Origin of the sequence: Bryocella elongata, from assembly GCF_900108185.1 — a bacterium.
In the GTDB taxonomy this organism is placed as follows: Bacteria; Acidobacteriota; Terriglobia; order Terriglobales; family Acidobacteriaceae; genus Granulicella; species Granulicella elongata.
The window spans coordinates 1,465,160-1,482,862 of sequence record NZ_FNVA01000001.1; the positions used below are offsets into that span (position 1 = coordinate 1,465,160).

Sequence of the window (17,703 nt, forward strand, 5' to 3'; positions counted from 1 at the left end):
CGGAAGTCTTATAAGCAGCATCAATCGGAAAAAGTTCCCAGCGCGCGAGCCTCACGCGCTGGGATCGGAGAGATGCTAGAACGTGACCTTTGCTGCAATCTGCAGTAAGCGAGCATCGTTCGCGGTCGCGGTAATGCGGCCGAAGGTTGAGCTCGAACTGATAGCCGTATTTGGGTTCGCGTAGTTCGGATGGTTGAGAACGTTGAATGCTTCGCCGCGAAGCTCAAGCTGCGCGCGCTCCAGAATCGGAAAGCGCTTGCTGATCGCAAGATCCACGTTGGCGAAGCCCGGCCCACGCGCCTGCAGTGGCCGCTCATTGCCAAACGTTCCCAGTGTCTGCAGTGAGTACGCAGAAGCATTGATCCACAGCGGCTTCACGCCCGCTGCCGGGAACAAGTTCTTCGCATACAAACTCTGCCCAGCAACAAGGTTTGGCCGATCCTGGCCAATAGCCGTTAGCGAACGATCTGTACCATCCGTCACGGTGTAGGGCATTCCTGTGCGATAGGTGACCAGTGGGCTTAGCTGCCATGCGCCAAGTGCAGTGTTCAGTAGATGTGCGTGAAGCTTTGGCGTGGACGCAACTCCGGAGATGGTCAGGTTATGAGTCGTGTCAAAGTTGCAGCTGCCATACTCTGCAGCGTGATTGGTCGGATCCTGCGCCGGAGGCGTGTTGTCTCCGGTGTAGTTCATATTCGAAAGGCAATGCGACCAGGTGTAGTTCAGCAGCACCGAGTAGTTATGTGTGAATCGCCGGTTGATCGTAGCGACGACCCCGTTGAAGTTCGCCATGCCATAGTCCGCTGTTCCACTGAATGCGCCATAGCGAGTTCCGGCCGTCGTGCCGTTCGCGATTGCGGCACGATACAGGATGTAGCGCTGGGAGGTGTTGTTCGTCGTCGCAGCAGCTCCGGTGGGCGTCGCCGCGGGCGTTGCGTAGTTGTACGGCTGAAAGCCCCAGAGATGGATCGTGCTGGTACCGATGTAGCTCAACGATGCCAGCCAGTTCGTCGAGACCTGATTCTGGTAGCTGAAGTTGTACTGGTGCATATACGTGCGGCGAAGGTTGCTGGGGTAGTAGCCGGTGGATACGTTCGTGGCAGGAAATGCAGCGGTGCTGGGTGCGGGATACTGCGTGGGATAAGGATTGCCACCCGTAATCTTCTTCCACGGATTGTCGAAGGACTTCACGGAATCTGTCTCATTTGTTGAGTTGTCCACCGTGAAGGACTGGGCCGAAGCATTCGGAGAATTGCCCGGGAATCCCGAATCGTAATAGAGCTCGGGCGCCTCGAACGTCAGCGTGTACGAACCGCGGATACTCGACATCCCATTCCCCTTCGGATCGAAGGCAAATCCTGCCCTTGGCGAGAAGTTGGTGAAGCGAGAGTTAATAAAGCCCGGCTTCACACCCTTGTCACCGTAGAAGACGATGCCTGCAGGAGCGTTCGTGTAGACCGACGAGACGGTATTGGAGGCGAATGCCGCGGGGCTAAACTCTCCGCCGATATTGTTCTTCTCATACTCCGGGAACCAAGGCTCCCAGCGCAGACCTGCATTGATGGTCAGCTTCTTCGAAGCATGCCAGGTGTCCAGAACGTAGTAGCCGAAGTAGTTGTAGCGCAGGTGCGCGGCAGCTCCCGGGCCATAGCCTTGCGAGAACGTGTTGGGCGCGCCGAGAAGCAGGTCAGCCAATCCAAGTCCTGAGTAGGATCCGTTGAACGTGAACTGACCATTCTCGGTATTCAGGCCCGCAAGGTTGAGCTCTTCATGGATATAGTCGAAGCCCAACTGGATAAAGTGGCTTCCCTTCTGAATGGAGAGGTCGTCTGCTGCCTGGTAGTGGTTGGTAACGTAGTGCGTTGGAGCGCAGCTTCCGCAGGATGCAGTAAAGGCCCCACTCACGTTCAGATAGATATAGTTCGGCACCGACGAGAAGACATTCGTGCCCAGCGTTGCGGGCGAGATCAGATCACCAGGGGCGCCGCGAGCGATGGCCAGCCGGGTCACAGCAGCGCGGAGTGCGTTCGTCATGCGCGGGCTGATGACGTATGTATCGCCCAGCGTAAGGTACTTACCCCGGTCCTTGAGGCCTGGATTGACGGCATTCAGCAGGTTCCCGTTGAAGATCGCCTTCTGGTAGTAGTTCGTCATGAAGTAGCGAGCAAACACGCTATGACGCGAGTTCAGGTTGTAGTCGAGACGCCCGATCCACTGGTTCTCATCCTGAGGAGCGGGGACGGAGTAAGACACCAGACCTGCAGCATTCTGCGTGGACGCCGTAGGCAGGTACTTCATCAATGCGACAGCCGCAGGGCTGAAGAGGGTTGTGCTTATCGTGGCGGTGCAGGTTGTGGCGTTGTAGGTAAATCCGGCGGAAGCAAGTAGGGCGGGGCAGGTGTTCGTCGCGCTCAGACTCTGCTGATACTGCAGATAGGGAGTGAAGTTTCCGGCGAGCATTGCCGCGGTCGGAACGAAGGACGATGTCGTGGCAGGAGCGATGCGCAAAGCGGTGTGCTGGTATCCACCGAAAAAGAAGAGCTTGTCGCGGAGGATTGGCCCGCCAAAGTATCCGCCGAACTGGTTCCGCTTCAGATCCGTGTAACCGTTGATACGGTTGTTGGCATTTGCATAGCTGTTGCGGAGAAACTCAAACGCCCCGCCGTGCCACTGGTTGCTGCCGGACTTGGTCACGATGTTCACCGCCGCGCTGGGGTGCACACCATATTGGGCGGACATACCCGTCGTCTGGACGCTGAACTCCTGGAGGGCGTCGGGAAACGGGAACGGCATGTTCACGTTCGAGAAGGAGTCGTTGTGATCACCACCATCCAGAAGGTAGTTGATCTGGTTGCCCTGCCCACCTGCTACCGCGATATTGAGAGAACCTCCGATCGCGCTGGTCCCGGTGCTGCCGTAGCTCTTCGTGCTGGTCATATTGCCATTGACCGTTGGTGCGGAGGCGCCCGAAAGCAGCACCAGGTTTGCCGCATTCCGCCCGTTCAGTGGAAGGTCGACAACACGGTTCTGATCGACCACGGTGGAGATCGACGTGTCCTCGGTCTGCACCTGGGCTGCCGTCGCGTCGACTGTGACAGTAATCTGCGTGGAGCCTACCGTGAGAGGAGCATCCACCTCTGCGTCGTTGGATACCTCGAGGACGAGGCCGGTCCGGCTGTACACCTGAAATCCGGCAGCCACCACCTTGACGGTGTAGGCCCCAACCGGCAGATTGGACAGGACGTAGCTCCCGTCGTCACCCGTCACCGCAGTGACGGTCGCGCCTGAGGCGGTCTGGGTGGCGGTAACCGATGCTCCGCTAACCACCGCACCGGTATTGTCTGTGATCGTGCCATGCATTTTTGCCGAGGAAACGGCCTGCGCGACGATCTGCCGCATTGGCATGAGGACTAACGCGTACAGGATTGCGATGCTCGCCTTCCAGAGAGTTGGCGCGGGGCGCCTTCGAGAATGCCGATGTTTCGTGGTCATGAGTGCCTCCAAATTTTTGCCTGTGGAAACGTTTTCCCGTTGAGCGGAGGAACCCGTTCCAATCAGCTGATTACCCAACCTGATTCCCATCGCTTGTTTCCGCCCCTCCCCCTGCGCTCGCGGAGACTCGCCGACGAGAGAATCGTTGTTTTTCCAGCCCACGCAGCGTCCTGCCTGGACGACACAGGTAGCAAGTGAATTTACGGTGAGGCGGCGGCCGATTCACTCACCACACGCTGTCCTTCGGGCATCGCCGGCTGTCTCTCACGAAGCAAAGCGAGACGCGCAGGGGGTCTAGCGCCTCTTCCAGCCAGCAATTCTCCGTCCCTTGACCTCCAGCGACGCGAGCGAACGCCTCCTCCGCCCATCAACGACGAAGGCTTAGAAAGCTGGGAATTCGAGCCAGTGAGGAGCAAGTTCTCACGGTGAAAGGGCTGGCACTTCAAGGCCAACTTCGCGAGTGCTATGCTTTTTGTGCCTGAATCCGGATGCTGACCAGCCCCATCAATCCGCCCGAGACCTCCTTCCGCCCCTCCAGATCTGAGTGGGAGAGGCTGTTGCACAGGGTGGTTGACAGCACGCCGTTTCGACGCTCCATGCGTCTCCGCGAGTTCCTCATCTATGTCGGAAACGAGGTCGTCCTCCATGGAGCCGAGGACCTGCCCGAACAGCAGATCGGCATCGCCGTCTTCGGGCGTCCGCCCTCGTACGACACCTCGCAGGACAACATTGTTCGCGTCAACGCGATGGAGCTACGGAAACGGATCGATCTGTACTTCACAAGCGAAGGCGTTGAGGAGCCACTCGTCTTCGAAATTCCCCGCGGTAGCTACATCCCCGTATTTCGGATACGCCAAGCAAATCCACCCGAACCTTCCGTAGACCAGACAGCGCCCTCCGAGGAGTTCCTGCCGGATTCGAGGCCATCTACCCTGGAACCGCCAGCCGCTGTTCCGGTGACAGTCGTGCCGCGGCTTCAGGTACTTCGGCACCCGCTGACACTGTCTCTCCTGATCCTCAGCGTTTGCCTCGCAATTTGGGCCGGCATCGGCGAGCGGCGCAATCACCAGGCCCAGGCATCACTCCACAAATGGCAGAGTCAGCCAGCCCTTCGCGCCTTCTGGGGAAACTTCTTCGGAAGGGGGCTCGCCCCCGAAATCGTCATTGCGGACAACTCCTTCCTGTTTGCTCAGGACATACTCCATCGCAAGCTGTCATTGGCCGAGTACCTCGACTACAGCTACCGGTCGGCCCAGTCTCCAGACCCCCTGTCCATTGACGCGCGCAGCCAGCAGCAAAAGGATCTCACCGCGATCTTCAAGCACAGCTCCGGCAGCGTTGGAGACTTTCGCGTTGCGCGGAGGATCACCGAACTCGAGACTGGCGATGAAGGCACCCGCCTTCTGTTTGCCCGTGAATACGCTGGTCACCGGCTGCGCTGGAACAATACGATCTTCGTCGGCAGTAGCCGGTCCAATCCCTGGGTGGAGCTCTATGAGGATCGGCTGGCGTACCACTTCAAAGAAGCCCAGGACTCCTCGCCCTCCCTCGTGATCGTGGATAACCCGCATGGCAATGAGCAACCCCAATACGAACTTTCGTCAATTCCTGGTGCAAGGACGGCATACTGCATCATCGTGTTCGTCCCAAACCCGACAAATACCGGCAACGCGCTCATTCTGGCAGGAAGCGATTCACAGGCAACCGAAGCCGGCGGAGACTTCCTGACAAGTGAAGACAACCTAGAAAAGCTGCAGGCGATCTTCCGTCAGAAGACCTTCCCACATTTCCAGTTGCTGCTGCGAATTTCAAGTTTCAACGGAACTCCGCTCGGATCCGAGATCATCTCCTATCGAATTGTGAAGGGTTAGTGGGACAACAAATTCAATTCGGACGCGTCCGTGGGATGAAGTGCAATGACCTTAGGGCGTCACCGGCACGCCGATAGCGGCGTTGAGGAACCAAACTATGGCGATCGGACTCCCGCAGGCACTCGTTGCTGCGCAGAAAGCTCTCCACTCCAATGGGTTCGGTAAAAGACCCACCACTCAGTTCGACGGCTTCCTGTTAGCGGGTATAAACCCAACGTGCCGTGACCCAAAACCCGAAAACTAATCGAAGTTGAAGTTGAGGATTTGGTGTGTTGTGGTTCTCTGGAAGCAGGAGAGGAGAGCTGGGATATGGGCAAGAAGGGGCACCGCGAAGAGGATATTCTGCGGGTATCGCGGGAGGCGGAGTCTGGCGACACGGTGGTGGAGATCTGCCGGAAGCTCGGGATCAGCCAACAGACGTTCTATCTCTGGAAGAAGAAGTATGCAGGGCCGGGTTTGAGCGAGTTGCATGAGCTTCGGCAGCTGCGCGACGAGAACGCGAAGCTCAAGAGGCTGGTGGCCGATCTGAGCCTGGACCGTCCGCTACCATCTGGTCCCGACACCGTCACTTTTATCGGCTGATTGAAGCGAATTGAGGCGTGAGAGATTGGACGAGACCAGTCAAATATTGTCTATATGTATCAACAATCTGCACTATTAGACCAATTACTTCCCTCTCCTGATGCGGTAACTGCTGAAGGGAAGTTTGGGTGGGGCAGGCAGCATCCGCTAACGAGGTTGCGCGTGCTCGCGGAGTTGAAGAAAAAGCCAGGCGCGGGCCATGGTCCACTCGCGCTCAACGGTTCGGGGGGAGACACCGAGGACCTGGGCGGTCTCCTCGACGGTGAGTCCGCCGAAGAAGCGCATGGTGACAATCTGTTCCTGGCGAGGGTCGAGGGTGCGGAGTTTCTCGAGAGCGTCGTCGACAGCGGTGAGAGTAGCAGGGCGCTCGGGGTGGAAGACGAAGACCTCGTCGAGGGGGACGAGGTCGTATTCGCCGCCACGCTTGGAGGCGAGCCGGGCGCGGGCGTGATCGACGAGGATTCGGCGCATGAGCTCGCTGGCGATGGCAAAGAAGTGGGCGCGATTGGCGAAGTGGGGTTCACGCTGCTCGACGAGCTTGAGATATGCCTCGTGGACAAGGGCGGTGGGCTGGAGGGTATGGCCGGTGCGCTCCTCGCGCATGGAGCGCACCGCGCGACGCCGCAGCTCGTCGTAGACGAGAGGCATGAGGCGCTCGATGACAGTCCTGTCACCGTGCGAGAGACGATCTAAGAGGGCCGTAACTTCCGAACCAGTGGGGTTCACACCCGTTGAGGTCTCCAAGAGGATGCCCTTGATCTTAGGGCATGCGGTTCGTGATTGTCTGGCAGGGATCTCAAGGCGGAGAGCACGAAGTTTCGGGACCGGGTGCGATGAGACGCGCGCGGCTCATCGCAGGGCACGATATTCCGCCTGGGCCGACGCGGCAAGTGGGGCCCGGGGGTCGGCGTCCTTCCAGAGGGCGAAGAGATCCTGATACGCCGCGCGGCTGCTGGACATATCTCCGGACTGGGAGAGGGCGCGGGCGAGACCGAGCGTGGCTAGCGCGCTGGTGGGGCAGTTGAGGACGAAGCCCCGGTGGGCGAGGATGTTTCCGAACTCGGCGGCGGCTGCGTTGCCGCGATGCTGGTCGAGGAGCGCGAGCGCGCGGAGGTAGGCGGCGTCCATGCACTGGCCGGGGGAGAAGATGCCCATGTCATAGTGGCGGGCGGGCTCGAGGAGCTGGAGGGTCTGCTCAGGATGGCCTTCGGTAAGCGCGAGCCGGGCACGGATCACAGGGATCCAGTAGGACTGGACCAAGGAGTCGAGGGGATGATCGTGGGCGAGTGAGGCGAGCAGCGCCTCGGCCTGATGCGTTTCGCCAGTCTGGGCATCGGTGAAGGCCACGAGAACCTGGACGTCCGAACCGGCCGCGGCCTTGGGCGTGGCGAGGGCCCGAGCGGCGAGCTCTCGGGCCACATGGGTATTGCCGAGTTCCGCTTGGCGGAGGGCTTCGCCAGCGATCCAGTTGGCGCTGACCTCGGGGTTTCCCTGCTGCTGCGCGAGCGCGGCAGCGCGGAGGGCGAAGTCGCGTCCAGCGTTGAGGTCGCCCATGCGGTCCTCGGTGGCGGCCTGCTGGGCCAGCAGCATGTCGCCGATGCCAGCCTCCTGCTCCGCGCTTGCGACGAGCTGGCGCATGGCTGGCGCGTCGCCGCGATAGAAGAGGAGACTGTACTGTATGAGGCGCGTGTTGGCGTCCTGCAGGTGCAGCTGTTTGGCCTCGTCGAGGACGGCGAGGGCTTCGTCGGGGCGATCAACGGCGAGGTAGAGCTGAGCGAGATCGCCGTAGCTGGGCGCGTTGCCGGGAGCGTCGCGGATGGCCTTCTGCTGAAGCTCGATGGCCTTGTCGAATTGTCCGGTCATGGCGTAGTCGACGCTGAGGTTGATCGTCCAGGCCATGTCGACGGGATAGGCCCTGGCCCACTCCTCGTAGGTGGCCATCTCCCTGTCGATCTCGCCGGTGACGAACGCGTAGAAGTGGGAGACGATATAGAACCGTTCGCGCTCGGTGACGCGGTCGCGGAGGTCGTAGGCCTTGCGGATGGCGTCGTGCGATCGCTGCGTCTCGCCCATGTTGCCGTAGACGGTGCCGAGACGGGCATACGCCATGGCAAAGTTGGGATCGAGGGCGATGGCGTGCTCGAAGTATGGCAGCGCAGCAGCCTCGCCGGAGGTGTTCCAGGCGCGATGGCCGTCGCTGAAGGCCATGAGGGCGTCGAGCGAGGGGGTAGTGGCCTCCCAGGCGGGGACATCGTACTTGTGGATGGAGGCGGCGGACTCACCTAGCGCGGGACGGATGGCGTCGGCGACCTGGTTTAGGGCTTGCACGACCTGGCTGCGCTGGGTGACTTGGGCCTGGCGAACGGCGAAGGCGTCTCCGGCAGCGCACGGCAACGCTCGGAGGATGACGGTGTACCCGGATGCAGTGCTGGCGATGGAGCCCTGCAGCACGGCCTGCGCTCCCATGCGGCGGCAGACCTGGCCTGCGACGGACTGGGTAAGGCGCTCCGTGTCGGGCATGCCCATGTAGCGGAGGCCGAGGCGGATGCGAGCGTCGGACATGAGGTTGAGGAACGGCGTCTGCTGGAGCTTCTCCGAGAGCGCGATGTTCATGGTGCGGTCGAAGACGGGCTCGCCGGTGGTGTTGACGAAATCCGCAAGGACGGCGGTAAGGCCCGTAACGGGATGGGCGCGCAGATGGTGGCGGTAGAGGACAATGGCGCCCCAGCCGACGAGCAACAGGAGCGCAGCAGTGGCGGTGAGGCTCTTCCAGCCGAACCAGGCGCTCCAGCGGTGCGCGGGTACGAGGATCACGGTCTCAACGGCTGGAACGAGAGCGACGGCGGTGGGTTGCGGCGTTGCGGCCGGGGACGGGGCTGGTAGCGCGGACAGAACCGCAAGAGCGTTCGAGAAGCGCCGCGCGGGGTCGGGATCGAGGCAACGCAGGACGAGGTCGTCCCATGAATGGCCGAGTTCCGGGACGAGGAGGCTGGGCGGCGGTGGGACCTCATGCAGCCGGCGCAGCGCGGCGAGCAGAGGGGTGTCCCCGGCGAAGACGTTAACGCCGGTGATCATGCGATGGATGACAAGGCCGAGGGAGTAGAGATCGGAGGCGGGGGTGAGGGTGCGGCCTTCTATCTGCTCGGGCGACATGAACTCGGGTGTGCCGATCACCATCGGACCTGTACCGGAGGCCAGGGAGTCGCCGCTGGAGTTCAGGTTCCAGGCGAGGCCGAAGTCCGAAATGGCGGCTCGGAGGGAGCCGTCTCGGGCGAGCTCGAGGAGGATGTTGGCCGGCTTCAGGTCGCGGTGCAGGACGCCGACCTGGTGCGCGGCGTCGACTCCCGCCAGGATCTGGCGCAGGAGCGGAAGGGCTTCGGCGGGCTCCAGCAGCCCACGCTCCTTGAGATAGGCGGCGAGGGTGTTGCCATGCACAAGCTCCATGCTGACGAAGAGGACGTCGCCACCCCCGCTGATGTTGCGGTGCCGGAAGAGATCGAAGATGCGGCAAACATTCGGATGGGTGACGCGACGGGCGAGGTGGACCTCTCGCTTGAAGCGGGCCAGGGCCTCGGGGTTATCGGCGATCTCAGGACGAATCGTCTTGATGGCAACGGCGGCATTGAACTCGAGGTCGAGAGCCTCATAGACCTCGCCCATGCCGCCGCGGGCCAGGAAGCGGACGACCCGGAAGCGTTCGGCGAGGATGGTTCCCGCGGCAAGATGGCCCAGTTCGGCAGCCGAAGGGTGATCGAGCGCGCCATCGAGCCGGAAGAGGATGTCAGCCTCCTCGTGGGCGTCGAGGAGGCGCTCCACGGCTTCGCGAACGCTGGGGCTGGGCTCTTCGCGCCTGAGCCACGCGATGCGGTCGCCCGGCTGCTCATGCACGAGAGCCGCCAGGAACAACTCCTTAACCCGGTTCCACTCCTCCGCCTTGAACTCCATGGGAATTTCCGTCACCGCTAGAAGGGTGCCTCCACTTCAACCCAATGCGGACGCAGTGTCAATTTCCTTCCAGCCGTGGGTCCGGTCAACGTGCATCTGGAAAAATCTTGCGAAGGATGGCGGGTTTGGCGGCGGGATCTCGCGTAAAGAGACAGAACCCGGTGTGCTGATGGGAGGCATGACACAGCCCCGGTGTTCCGGAGGCATGTCCCATGCGTCGTGGATCAATTCGTCAAGCGGTGTGGTCTGTCCTGACTTCGTTCATTGTGGCGCTCAGCATCGCACTCTCCGGGTGCAGCGGAGGCGGAGCTGTGGCGACGGTAAGCGTCAGCGCCACGGCATCGGCGACGACCGTGGATGGCGGCGATGCGATCACGATCTCGGCGACAGTGACAAACGACAAGAACAGCGCGGGCGTGACGTGGACGACGAGCGCAGGCACGCTCTCGGGGACGACGACCAGCTCGGCAACGCTCACGGCTCCGGCGGCGACGAGCTCAGCGCAGACTGTCACCGTGACGGCAACCTCCATGACCGACACGACGAAGTCGGCGACGGTTACGCTGACCGTTCCGGCGGCGCCTTCGATCACAACGAGCACGCTAGCCTCGGGCACGGTGGGATCGGCGTACTCGGCAGCGCTGGCGGGCTCGGGTGGCCTCTCGCCGTACACGTGGGCGCTGACATCGGGCACGCTGCCGTCAGGGCTGAGCTTCACGGCATCGACCGGCACGATTACCGGAACGCCGACGGCCACGGGCGCGGGGACAGCGAGCCTCTCGTTCAAGATGACGGATTCGGGCACGGCGACGGCGCTGACGGCGACCAAGACGCTGAGCCTGACGATCGCGCCGGCCGCAGCGATTACGTTCACCACGACGACGCTGGCAAATGCGACCTACAACACGGCCTATAGCGCAACGATTGCCACGGCGGGCGGCGCGGGGACGCTGACCTACTCGCTGGCTTCAGGATCGCTGCCGACGGGCTTGAGTCTTTCGACCGGCGGCGCACTGACGGGCACCCCGACGGCGGGTGGGAGCTTCAGCTTCTCGGTGAAAGCGGCGGACGCCTATGGCGATTCGGCGACACAGAGCTTCACGGTGACGGTGGTGTACCCGGCGCTGACGCTTAACCCGTCGACGACGGCGCTGGCGGCAACGGTGGGCAAGTCCTACAGCCAGAGCTTCACGGCCTCGGGCGGGGCGGGCACGGGCTTCACCTTCTCCATCACATCCGGAGCGTCGGCGCTGACGGCCGCCGGACTGAGCTTCTCCGGCAGCACGCTCTCGGGCACGCCGACCTCTGCGGCGACGATTCCCTTCACCATGCAAGTACTGGATTCGGCCTCGAACACGGCGTCGGTAGGCTACACGCTGACGATCAGCTACGCGGCGCTAACGATCTCACCGGCGACCCTGCCGAGCGCGGTGGTGAACTCGGCATACTCGCAGACGCTGACGGCCTCGGGCGGATCGGGCACAGGGTATACGTGGTCCGTAACAACGGGAGCGACGAGCCTGACAGCGGTGGGGCTCAGCTTGTCGGGCGGGGTCATCTCTGGAACGCCTACAAGTTCCGGCTCGGCAAGCTTCACGGCGCAGGTGAAGGACTCGGCATCGAATACGGCGTCGCAGAGCTACACGCTGACGGTAAATGCGAGCCTGAGCGTAACCTCCGCGACGCTGCCGAGCGCGGTGGTGGGATCGGCGTATTCGACGACCCTGACGGCCACAGGCGGGTCGGGTTCATACACCTGGGCGATTGCGAGCGGGAGCAGCGCACCGGCGGGGCTATCGTTGAGCACGGCGGGGGTGCTCAGCGGCACGCCGACGGTGGCTTCGGGCGGCGCAGCGACAACGTTCCAGGTGCAGGCGACGGACACGACCTCGCACACGGCGACGGGCACGCTGTCGATCACGATTAATCCTTCGTTAGGAATTGCGACTTCGACGACGCTGGCGAGCGGCTACGTGGGCACGGCATACTCGCAAACACTGGCGGCGAGCGGCGGGACCGGTGCGGGCTACAGCTGGTCGGTGGCGAGCGGTTCGTCACTGCCCTCCTGGGCGACCCTAACGAGCGGGGGCGCGCTCTCCGGCACACCGACAACAGCCGGCACGTACACGTTCACTCTGACAGTGACGGACTCCGGCTCGGACACGAACGCGGCACAATTCACACTGACGGTGAACGGCACGCTGGCGATTTCGACGACGTCGCTCTCGGCTGCCACCGTGGGGACGGCGTACTCGCAGTCGATCGGCGCCTCAGGCGGAACGGGATCGGACGTCTTCAGCATCTCTTCGGGTTCGCTGCCCTCATGGGCGACCCTGAATACCTCGACAGGCAAGATCACGGGCACGCCGGGGAGCACGAATACGGGCTCCACGACGTTCACGGTGATGGTCGAGGACTCGGCTTCGCACACGGCGACGCAGAACTACACGCTGACGGTGTATGCGATCTTGGGAACGAATGACTCCTACCTCTCCGGGCACTATGCGTTCTACGCGACGGGCTGGGTGGACGGAACGAATGACGGGAATACGTACAAGTCAGCGCTGGCGGGGAGCTTTGTCGCAGACGGCGCGGGCAACATCACCTCCGGCACGCTGGACTACAACGACGCTTCGGGCGGGCTGGCGGAGAGTGTGAGCCTGACCGGAACCTATGCCCTGCCCTCGACGAACCTTGGGCAAATGACGCTTTCGCTTAGCACCGGCAAGACGGTGGTGATCGCGTTCAACGCAGGCAACATCAACTCCGGCGTGGCGACAGCGGGCGACCTGATTCGCTTCGACGATACGTCGGGCATCGGCATAACGGGAGGCTCGCGGTTCTCGGGCGAGTTCGCGCAGCAGACGCTCACGGACTTCACGACCGCGAAGCTGGCCGGAGGTTATGTCTTCGGGCTGACGGGCGAGAGCTGCCCGCTGGGAGTCTCTGCGTGCAACAGTGCAACGGACCACGGACCACTGGCGACGGCGGGCGTGATGTCGCTCTCCGGTGCGGGGCTCGTTTCGAGCGGACAGCAGGACATCGCCAGCGGGACGAACGTGTATACGCTGGCCTCGTTCAGCGGGACCTATGGGACGCCGGACGCCTCCAACGGACGCGCCACGCTGACGCTGAGTGCAGGCAGCACGCTGCCGAGCTCGGATGCGAACATCTGGCCGCATGACTTCGTGATCTACATGGTGAACGCGACGAAGTTCTATGTGGTCTCGGTAGATTCGCACGCGAACTACTCCCTGCTTGCGGGCAAGGCGGCGCAGCAGACGACGAGCTCGTTCACGACGTCCAACTTCAGCGGCAGCGCGGTGTTCTGGGGAGCGGCACCTTCGGACAACTACATTGCAGCTTGGGGAACGTCAGCGGCGGTGTCGGGGTCGAACGCGATCGTGGGACGGACGGTGGCAACGACCTCCGGCACCACGCTCAGCGTGGTCTTCTACCAGAACCAGCAGGGGACGGTCTCTTCGCAGACGGGCTCGGGAACATATAGCGTGGCCTCGAACGGGCGCATGACGTTCACGGGTGTCGGTAGCAATCCTCCGATCTTCTATCTCTCCGGCACGAACACGGCGTATGCAGTAGAGACTGGACAGGAGCCGGGGGTACTTTACGTAGAGCCACAGACGGCGACGACCCCGGGAAGCGGGACTTATGTCTTCGGGAACCTTAACGTGGTCCCGGAGGGTGGCGGATCGTTAGGTGCAGGCACGATCGGATCAGGGACGTTCGGCCTGACGACGGCGAACAGCGACTCGGGCGGCACGCTGCAGTGGAACCAGTCGGCCGCAGGCACGTATACGGTGGACGCGACCGGACTGCTCACGTTTAGCGATGGTGGAACGGGCTACGTGATCTCAGCAACGAAGCTGATTCACATGGACGGCCCCGGGGCGAGCGGGGCTTCGCCTTCGGTGAGCGTAGTGCAGCAGTAGCGAAAATCTCCGAGGCGGGAAGGGAGGACGGGTACCCGGGCTCGATGGTGATTCGGCACCGTCAACTCCGGACCCCACCGCTCGTGCGGCCGAGAACGCTCTCGCACAGCACGGCGCGGCCCTCAGCGAACATATCGCCGACTCCAGCGGAGCTGCGGTGACCGGAGTTCACTGCAGCTATCGATGGGAGGCAACCCGCCCATAGCCCAGACGCAATCCGATGCGAGGGGTAATTTCGCATTCGAGAAAGTTTCGACAGGCACCTACGACCTGACCATCCTTGCGTATCTTGGCTTCGCCACCAGGACCGTGTCAGTGAAGCTGAACGGCGACACCGTTGGCCTGAACATCGTTCTGGCCAACGACACGGTGAGCCAGAACGGACTGTAGGCACAGAAGAGACTCTATCGACGGATCCCCCCTCCAACCGCGATGCGGTTACGGTTCGTAGTGACGAACTGCGCTAACTGTCCGTATTCGATCAAGACATCATCGCGCCTCTCACGCCATTCCTCGATGCGTCTTCCGGTGCATCAGGAGGCGTCACGCATATTGTCGACGGCATAAAGATGAAGGTGTCGCAGTCTCGGCATCGGCCACTCAAGAGGTCCGAACTAATAACGCCCCATACTCCTCTGAGTTCTCGCGGCCCGGACGCGGAAGGATCGACATGATCACGAAGCCCAGCTCATTGGAGTTTCATAGCGAAGCCAACTTCACCTTTCGCGATGCAATCCTAAACGCCAGGAACCACTTCGCATTGATGCGCCAGGAAACAAGGTTCCCTCCTCGACTGTGAAACTGCTGCATTGTGAGAAGCGATCAGTGCCGAATACCTATATAGAACTCCAACCACGAACTCTTGCCTAAGAGGACCTATCACGGTGCTCACCCTCGTGCCATTCAGCGAGCTCGGCAGCCGTGAGAGGGAGCGGAAGAACCTGCCCGCGCGCGGCTGACTCAAATGACGCCTCGAGGATCGCCATCACAGCGATTGCATTCCCCACCGAAATGGGCGGCACTTGTCCCTTCAAGATCGCATCGCGAATTTGAATGTAATACCTGCGCTGTTCGCCGCGGGGCACAGGAATCGTGGTTCTAGTTCCCGTAGCGCCATCGACGAGAATCCCGGCATCGGGATCCACACCAAATCGAGGATCGTCAGGCAGCATCCCCTCCTTCAACTGCTGCTCCTGCACATCGGCGCCATACTTCATCCAGCTGGCTCGCGTGCCATGAAGCATCGAACGCGGCCCGCCACCAGCCGCAAGCAACGTGCAATGCAGGACAACGCGCAGGTGATCTTTGCCGTTACGTGTGTAATTCAACTGCACATGTGCCCAGTCGTCCGTCTGCCCGGCTGAACGAAGTGTCGCGATGCCCGCATTCACGGACTGCGGAAGGCCAAACAGGTGCAACGCCTGGTCGATCAAGTGTGGTCCGAGATCGAACCATAACCCCGCACCAGGCCCCGCCGATTCCCGCCAGCGCTCGCGAACGACGGGGCGATAGCGGTCCATGTGGCACTCGTAGTGTGAGACCTCCCCAAGCGCCCCTGATTCCAGCATGGCCTTGGCGGCGAGCACCTCACTTTCCCATCGGCGATTATGAAACACCGAAAGAATGCGGCCATGCTGCCTGGCAATCTCCGCAAGGGAGCGCGCTTCCGCGAGAGTGATGGTGAAAGGTTTATCGACGACGACATCTTTGTCCGCGCGGAGCGCCGTGGCCGCCAGCGCAAAATGACTCTCATTGGGTGTAGCAATTACAACCAGATCGACCGAGGGATGCGTCGCTGCGTCTTCCGCCGTACAAACGAGCGTGTCCGGGATGTCGGCATGCACAGCCTCGCTGCGGCTTGACCCCACTACCGCGAGCGCTAGCCCGGGAACCGACCGGATCAGGGGAGCGTGATACACCTTTCCGGCAAAGCCATAACCAATCAACGCGACTCGGACTATTCGTTCTGTTGCGCTCATCCTACCCTCAATCCAGCGGTATCGTTTCTGTTTCGACTGTACCCTGCCCTACGAGGCTACGCCGCAAGGTGAAATTCAATGTCGACCAGACTAAGTCAAATGACCTAGTGGGCCGTCGGGCAATGGCCCCATGACATCAAAGGCCCGCGTTCTATCCAATGAGATCAGGCTCCCTCAGCAGGAGATGCCGGCGGCTGAAGGTTTGACTTTCTTGATGACAGAAGCCTCAATCGATAACTCCTTCCGCGTGGTAGCGTGTCTCTCCTCGTCCGCTCACTGGCGAAGACTCTATGGGATAGGACCCGATGGCGATCGTAGTTTCCAGGCACGACTCCCGGTATCAGACGCTCAAACAAGGCCAGAACCTCCGCTGGCCCTCAGTCGAGGCCAACGCAGCTGCACGTATTGTCTTGTGTGAAAACGCTGCCGACGCTGCGGACGCACTGCAGGCCATAGTAAGCGAGGGCGTACGCCCTACTGTGCGCAGCGGAGGACATTGCTACGAGGACTTCGTTGTAAATAACCCTGCCGGTGCCATACTTGACCTGAGCCTCATGTCGACGGTGGGAAAACGCAGCGGCGAGTCTGTCTATAGGATCGGTCCCGGGGCGCAGCTTTGGAACGCTTACTCCGAACTCTACAAGCGCTATGGGGCAACGTTGCCCGCAGGCACCTGCGGCACTGTAGGAGCTGGCGGCCACATCACAGGCGGCGGCTATGGTCTGCTGTCGCGGCTGCATGGCTTGTCCTGCGACTGGCTCTCAGCGGTCGACATTCTCACCGTCGACGCGAAAGGCACGGTAGTTCCACGAACAGCCAGCGCACACCGCGATGCCGACCTGTTTCGCGCCTGCCGTGGCGGTGGTGGTGGCAACTTTGGAGTAATCACAAGTTATGTCTTCGATGAGCTGCCGCAGGCTCCTGCTGAGGTGATCGAGGCGCATGTCCGCTTCATCTGGAGCGACACGACGGTCGAGCGATTCGTGCGAATCATGAAGACCTTTGGTGACTACTGGGAGACCCGAGGGCAGGCCCCCGATACCTGGGGTATGTTTGCTGTACTCACCGTTGCCCATCACTCGAACCCGGGCTTCGGCATGTCGGTGCAGTTCTGTAATCCAGACGGCACATGCAATGATCTGACCGTCTTGAATGACTATCTTGATCTCTTCGCGCAATGCGGCGGTGTGACGACGACCACCGCACCGAAGACAACACATGGCCAGCCCTCAGGCGGCAAAGCAGCGACACCGCGGGACCCCACAGAAGCCGTCTGCCTCGGCGTGCATACCGTCAGACGGACCAGCTGGCTCTATGCAACGGCAACCGAAGCCGGAGGACCAGGAAGGTTGCGGGGTAAGTACAAATCGGTCTACATGAAGCGCGGGTTCACCGAAGCCGAGGCACGATGCATCTACAAGCACATGCATCGAACGGCAGGCAGCATCGATCTGAAAGCTTCTATGGTGGAGATCGATTCCTATGGTGGCGCGATCAATCGCCCAGGCTTCGCAAACACCACGGCAATGGCGCAACGTTCGTCGGTCATTAAGATGCAACCTATGACTTTCTGGAGCGATGCCGAGGACGATGCGGCCCACAGCACATGGCTCAATGACTTCTACACCGAACTCTACTCAGGACCGGACTCCGACCCCCTGCATCCTGGGACGCCCTTTCCAGGACCACGCTACGAAGGCTGTTACATCAACTACCCGGACAAGGAGATGTTGGCCTATCCCTACTGGCCGCAGCTTTACTACGGCGTCGAAGGACTCTATCCATTCCTGCAGGCTGTCAAGCGGAAGTACGACCCCAACAACATCTTTCACCATGCGATGTCGATACGAAACTAGGCGAGGCGGATATGTTCGAGCATGAGCC

The 17,703-nt window shown here is 61.5% G+C and carries 8 protein-coding genes and 1 pseudogene; 5 read left to right on the forward strand and 4 right to left on the reverse strand.

Annotated elements, in window-relative coordinates; all coding sequences use genetic code 11:
* Nucleotides 1–75 precede the first annotated feature (75 nt).
* The gene (locus tag C4S68_RS05735) at nucleotides 76–3,492 is read right to left on the reverse strand and encodes a carboxypeptidase-like regulatory domain-containing protein (protein WP_160115016.1); all 3,417 of its coding nucleotides are present in this window, start codon (nucleotides 3,490–3,492) and stop codon (nucleotides 76–78) included.
* A gap of 965 nt (nucleotides 3,493–4,457) precedes the next feature.
* On the opposite strand from C4S68_RS05735, the gene C4S68_RS05740 reads away from it, so the two are divergent.
* Nucleotides 4,458–5,363 (forward strand): hypothetical protein, encoded by a 906-nt coding sequence (locus tag C4S68_RS05740; RefSeq protein WP_146072030.1) that lies wholly within the window; start codon nucleotides 4,458–4,460, stop codon nucleotides 5,361–5,363.
* Between the two features lie 309 nt (nucleotides 5,364–5,672).
* Nucleotides 5,673–5,903, forward strand: a pseudogene (locus tag C4S68_RS05745) (transposase); the annotation flags it as partial.
* Nucleotides 5,904–6,092: 189 nt separating this feature from the next.
* Here C4S68_RS05745 and C4S68_RS05750 read toward each other — a convergent pair.
* Nucleotides 6,093–6,671, reverse strand: a complete 579-nt coding sequence (locus tag C4S68_RS05750; RefSeq protein WP_103931969.1) for a sigma-70 family RNA polymerase sigma factor — start codon at nucleotides 6,669–6,671, stop codon at nucleotides 6,093–6,095.
* A 123-nt stretch (nucleotides 6,672–6,794) separates the two neighbouring features.
* Nucleotides 6,795–9,905, reverse strand: coding sequence for a protein kinase domain-containing protein (locus tag C4S68_RS05755; RefSeq protein ID WP_146072031.1), 3,111 nt, complete (start codon nucleotides 9,903–9,905; stop codon nucleotides 6,795–6,797).
* A gap of 197 nt (nucleotides 9,906–10,102) precedes the next feature.
* Between C4S68_RS05755 and C4S68_RS05760 the strand changes: the two genes are divergently transcribed.
* Nucleotides 10,103–13,840 (forward strand): beta strand repeat-containing protein, encoded by a 3,738-nt coding sequence (locus C4S68_RS05760; RefSeq protein WP_103931971.1) that lies wholly within the window; start codon nucleotides 10,103–10,105, stop codon nucleotides 13,838–13,840.
* 183 nt (nucleotides 13,841–14,023) lie between these two features.
* Entirely contained in the window at nucleotides 14,024–14,230 is a 207-nt protein-coding gene (locus C4S68_RS05765) for a carboxypeptidase regulatory-like domain-containing protein (protein WP_103931972.1), read from the forward strand.
* Between the two features lie 476 nt (nucleotides 14,231–14,706).
* Here C4S68_RS05765 and C4S68_RS05770 read toward each other — a convergent pair whose 3' ends face one another.
* Nucleotides 14,707–15,819: an oxidoreductase gene (locus C4S68_RS05770; protein ID WP_103931973.1), complete on the reverse strand. Its 1,113-nt coding sequence runs from the start codon at nucleotides 15,817–15,819 to the stop codon at nucleotides 14,707–14,709.
* A gap of 305 nt (nucleotides 15,820–16,124) precedes the next feature.
* On the opposite strand from C4S68_RS05770, the gene C4S68_RS05775 reads away from it, so the two are divergent.
* Nucleotides 16,125–17,675, forward strand: a complete 1,551-nt coding sequence (locus tag C4S68_RS05775; protein WP_103931974.1) for an FAD-binding protein — start codon at nucleotides 16,125–16,127, stop codon at nucleotides 17,673–17,675.
* Nucleotides 17,676–17,703: the final 28 nt, after the last annotated feature.

What these genes read in the sequence shown, in the direction of transcription:
- C4S68_RS05735 (WP_160115016.1), bottom strand. Translation starts at nt 3,492, where the DNA reads ATGACCACGAAACATCGGCATTCTCGAAGGCGCCCCGCGCCAACTCTC.
- C4S68_RS05760 (WP_103931971.1), top strand. Translation starts at nt 10,103, where the DNA reads ATGCGTCGTGGATCAATTCGTCAAGCGGTGTGGTCTGTCCTGACTTCG.
- C4S68_RS05765 (WP_103931972.1), top strand. Translation starts at nt 14,024, where the DNA reads ATGGGAGGCAACCCGCCCATAGCCCAGACGCAATCCGATGCGAGGGGT.
- C4S68_RS05770 (WP_103931973.1), bottom strand. Translation starts at nt 15,819, where the DNA reads ATGAGCGCAACAGAACGAATAGTCCGAGTCGCGTTGATTGGTTATGGC.
- C4S68_RS05775 (WP_103931974.1), top strand. Translation starts at nt 16,125, where the DNA reads ATGGCGATCGTAGTTTCCAGGCACGACTCCCGGTATCAGACGCTCAAA.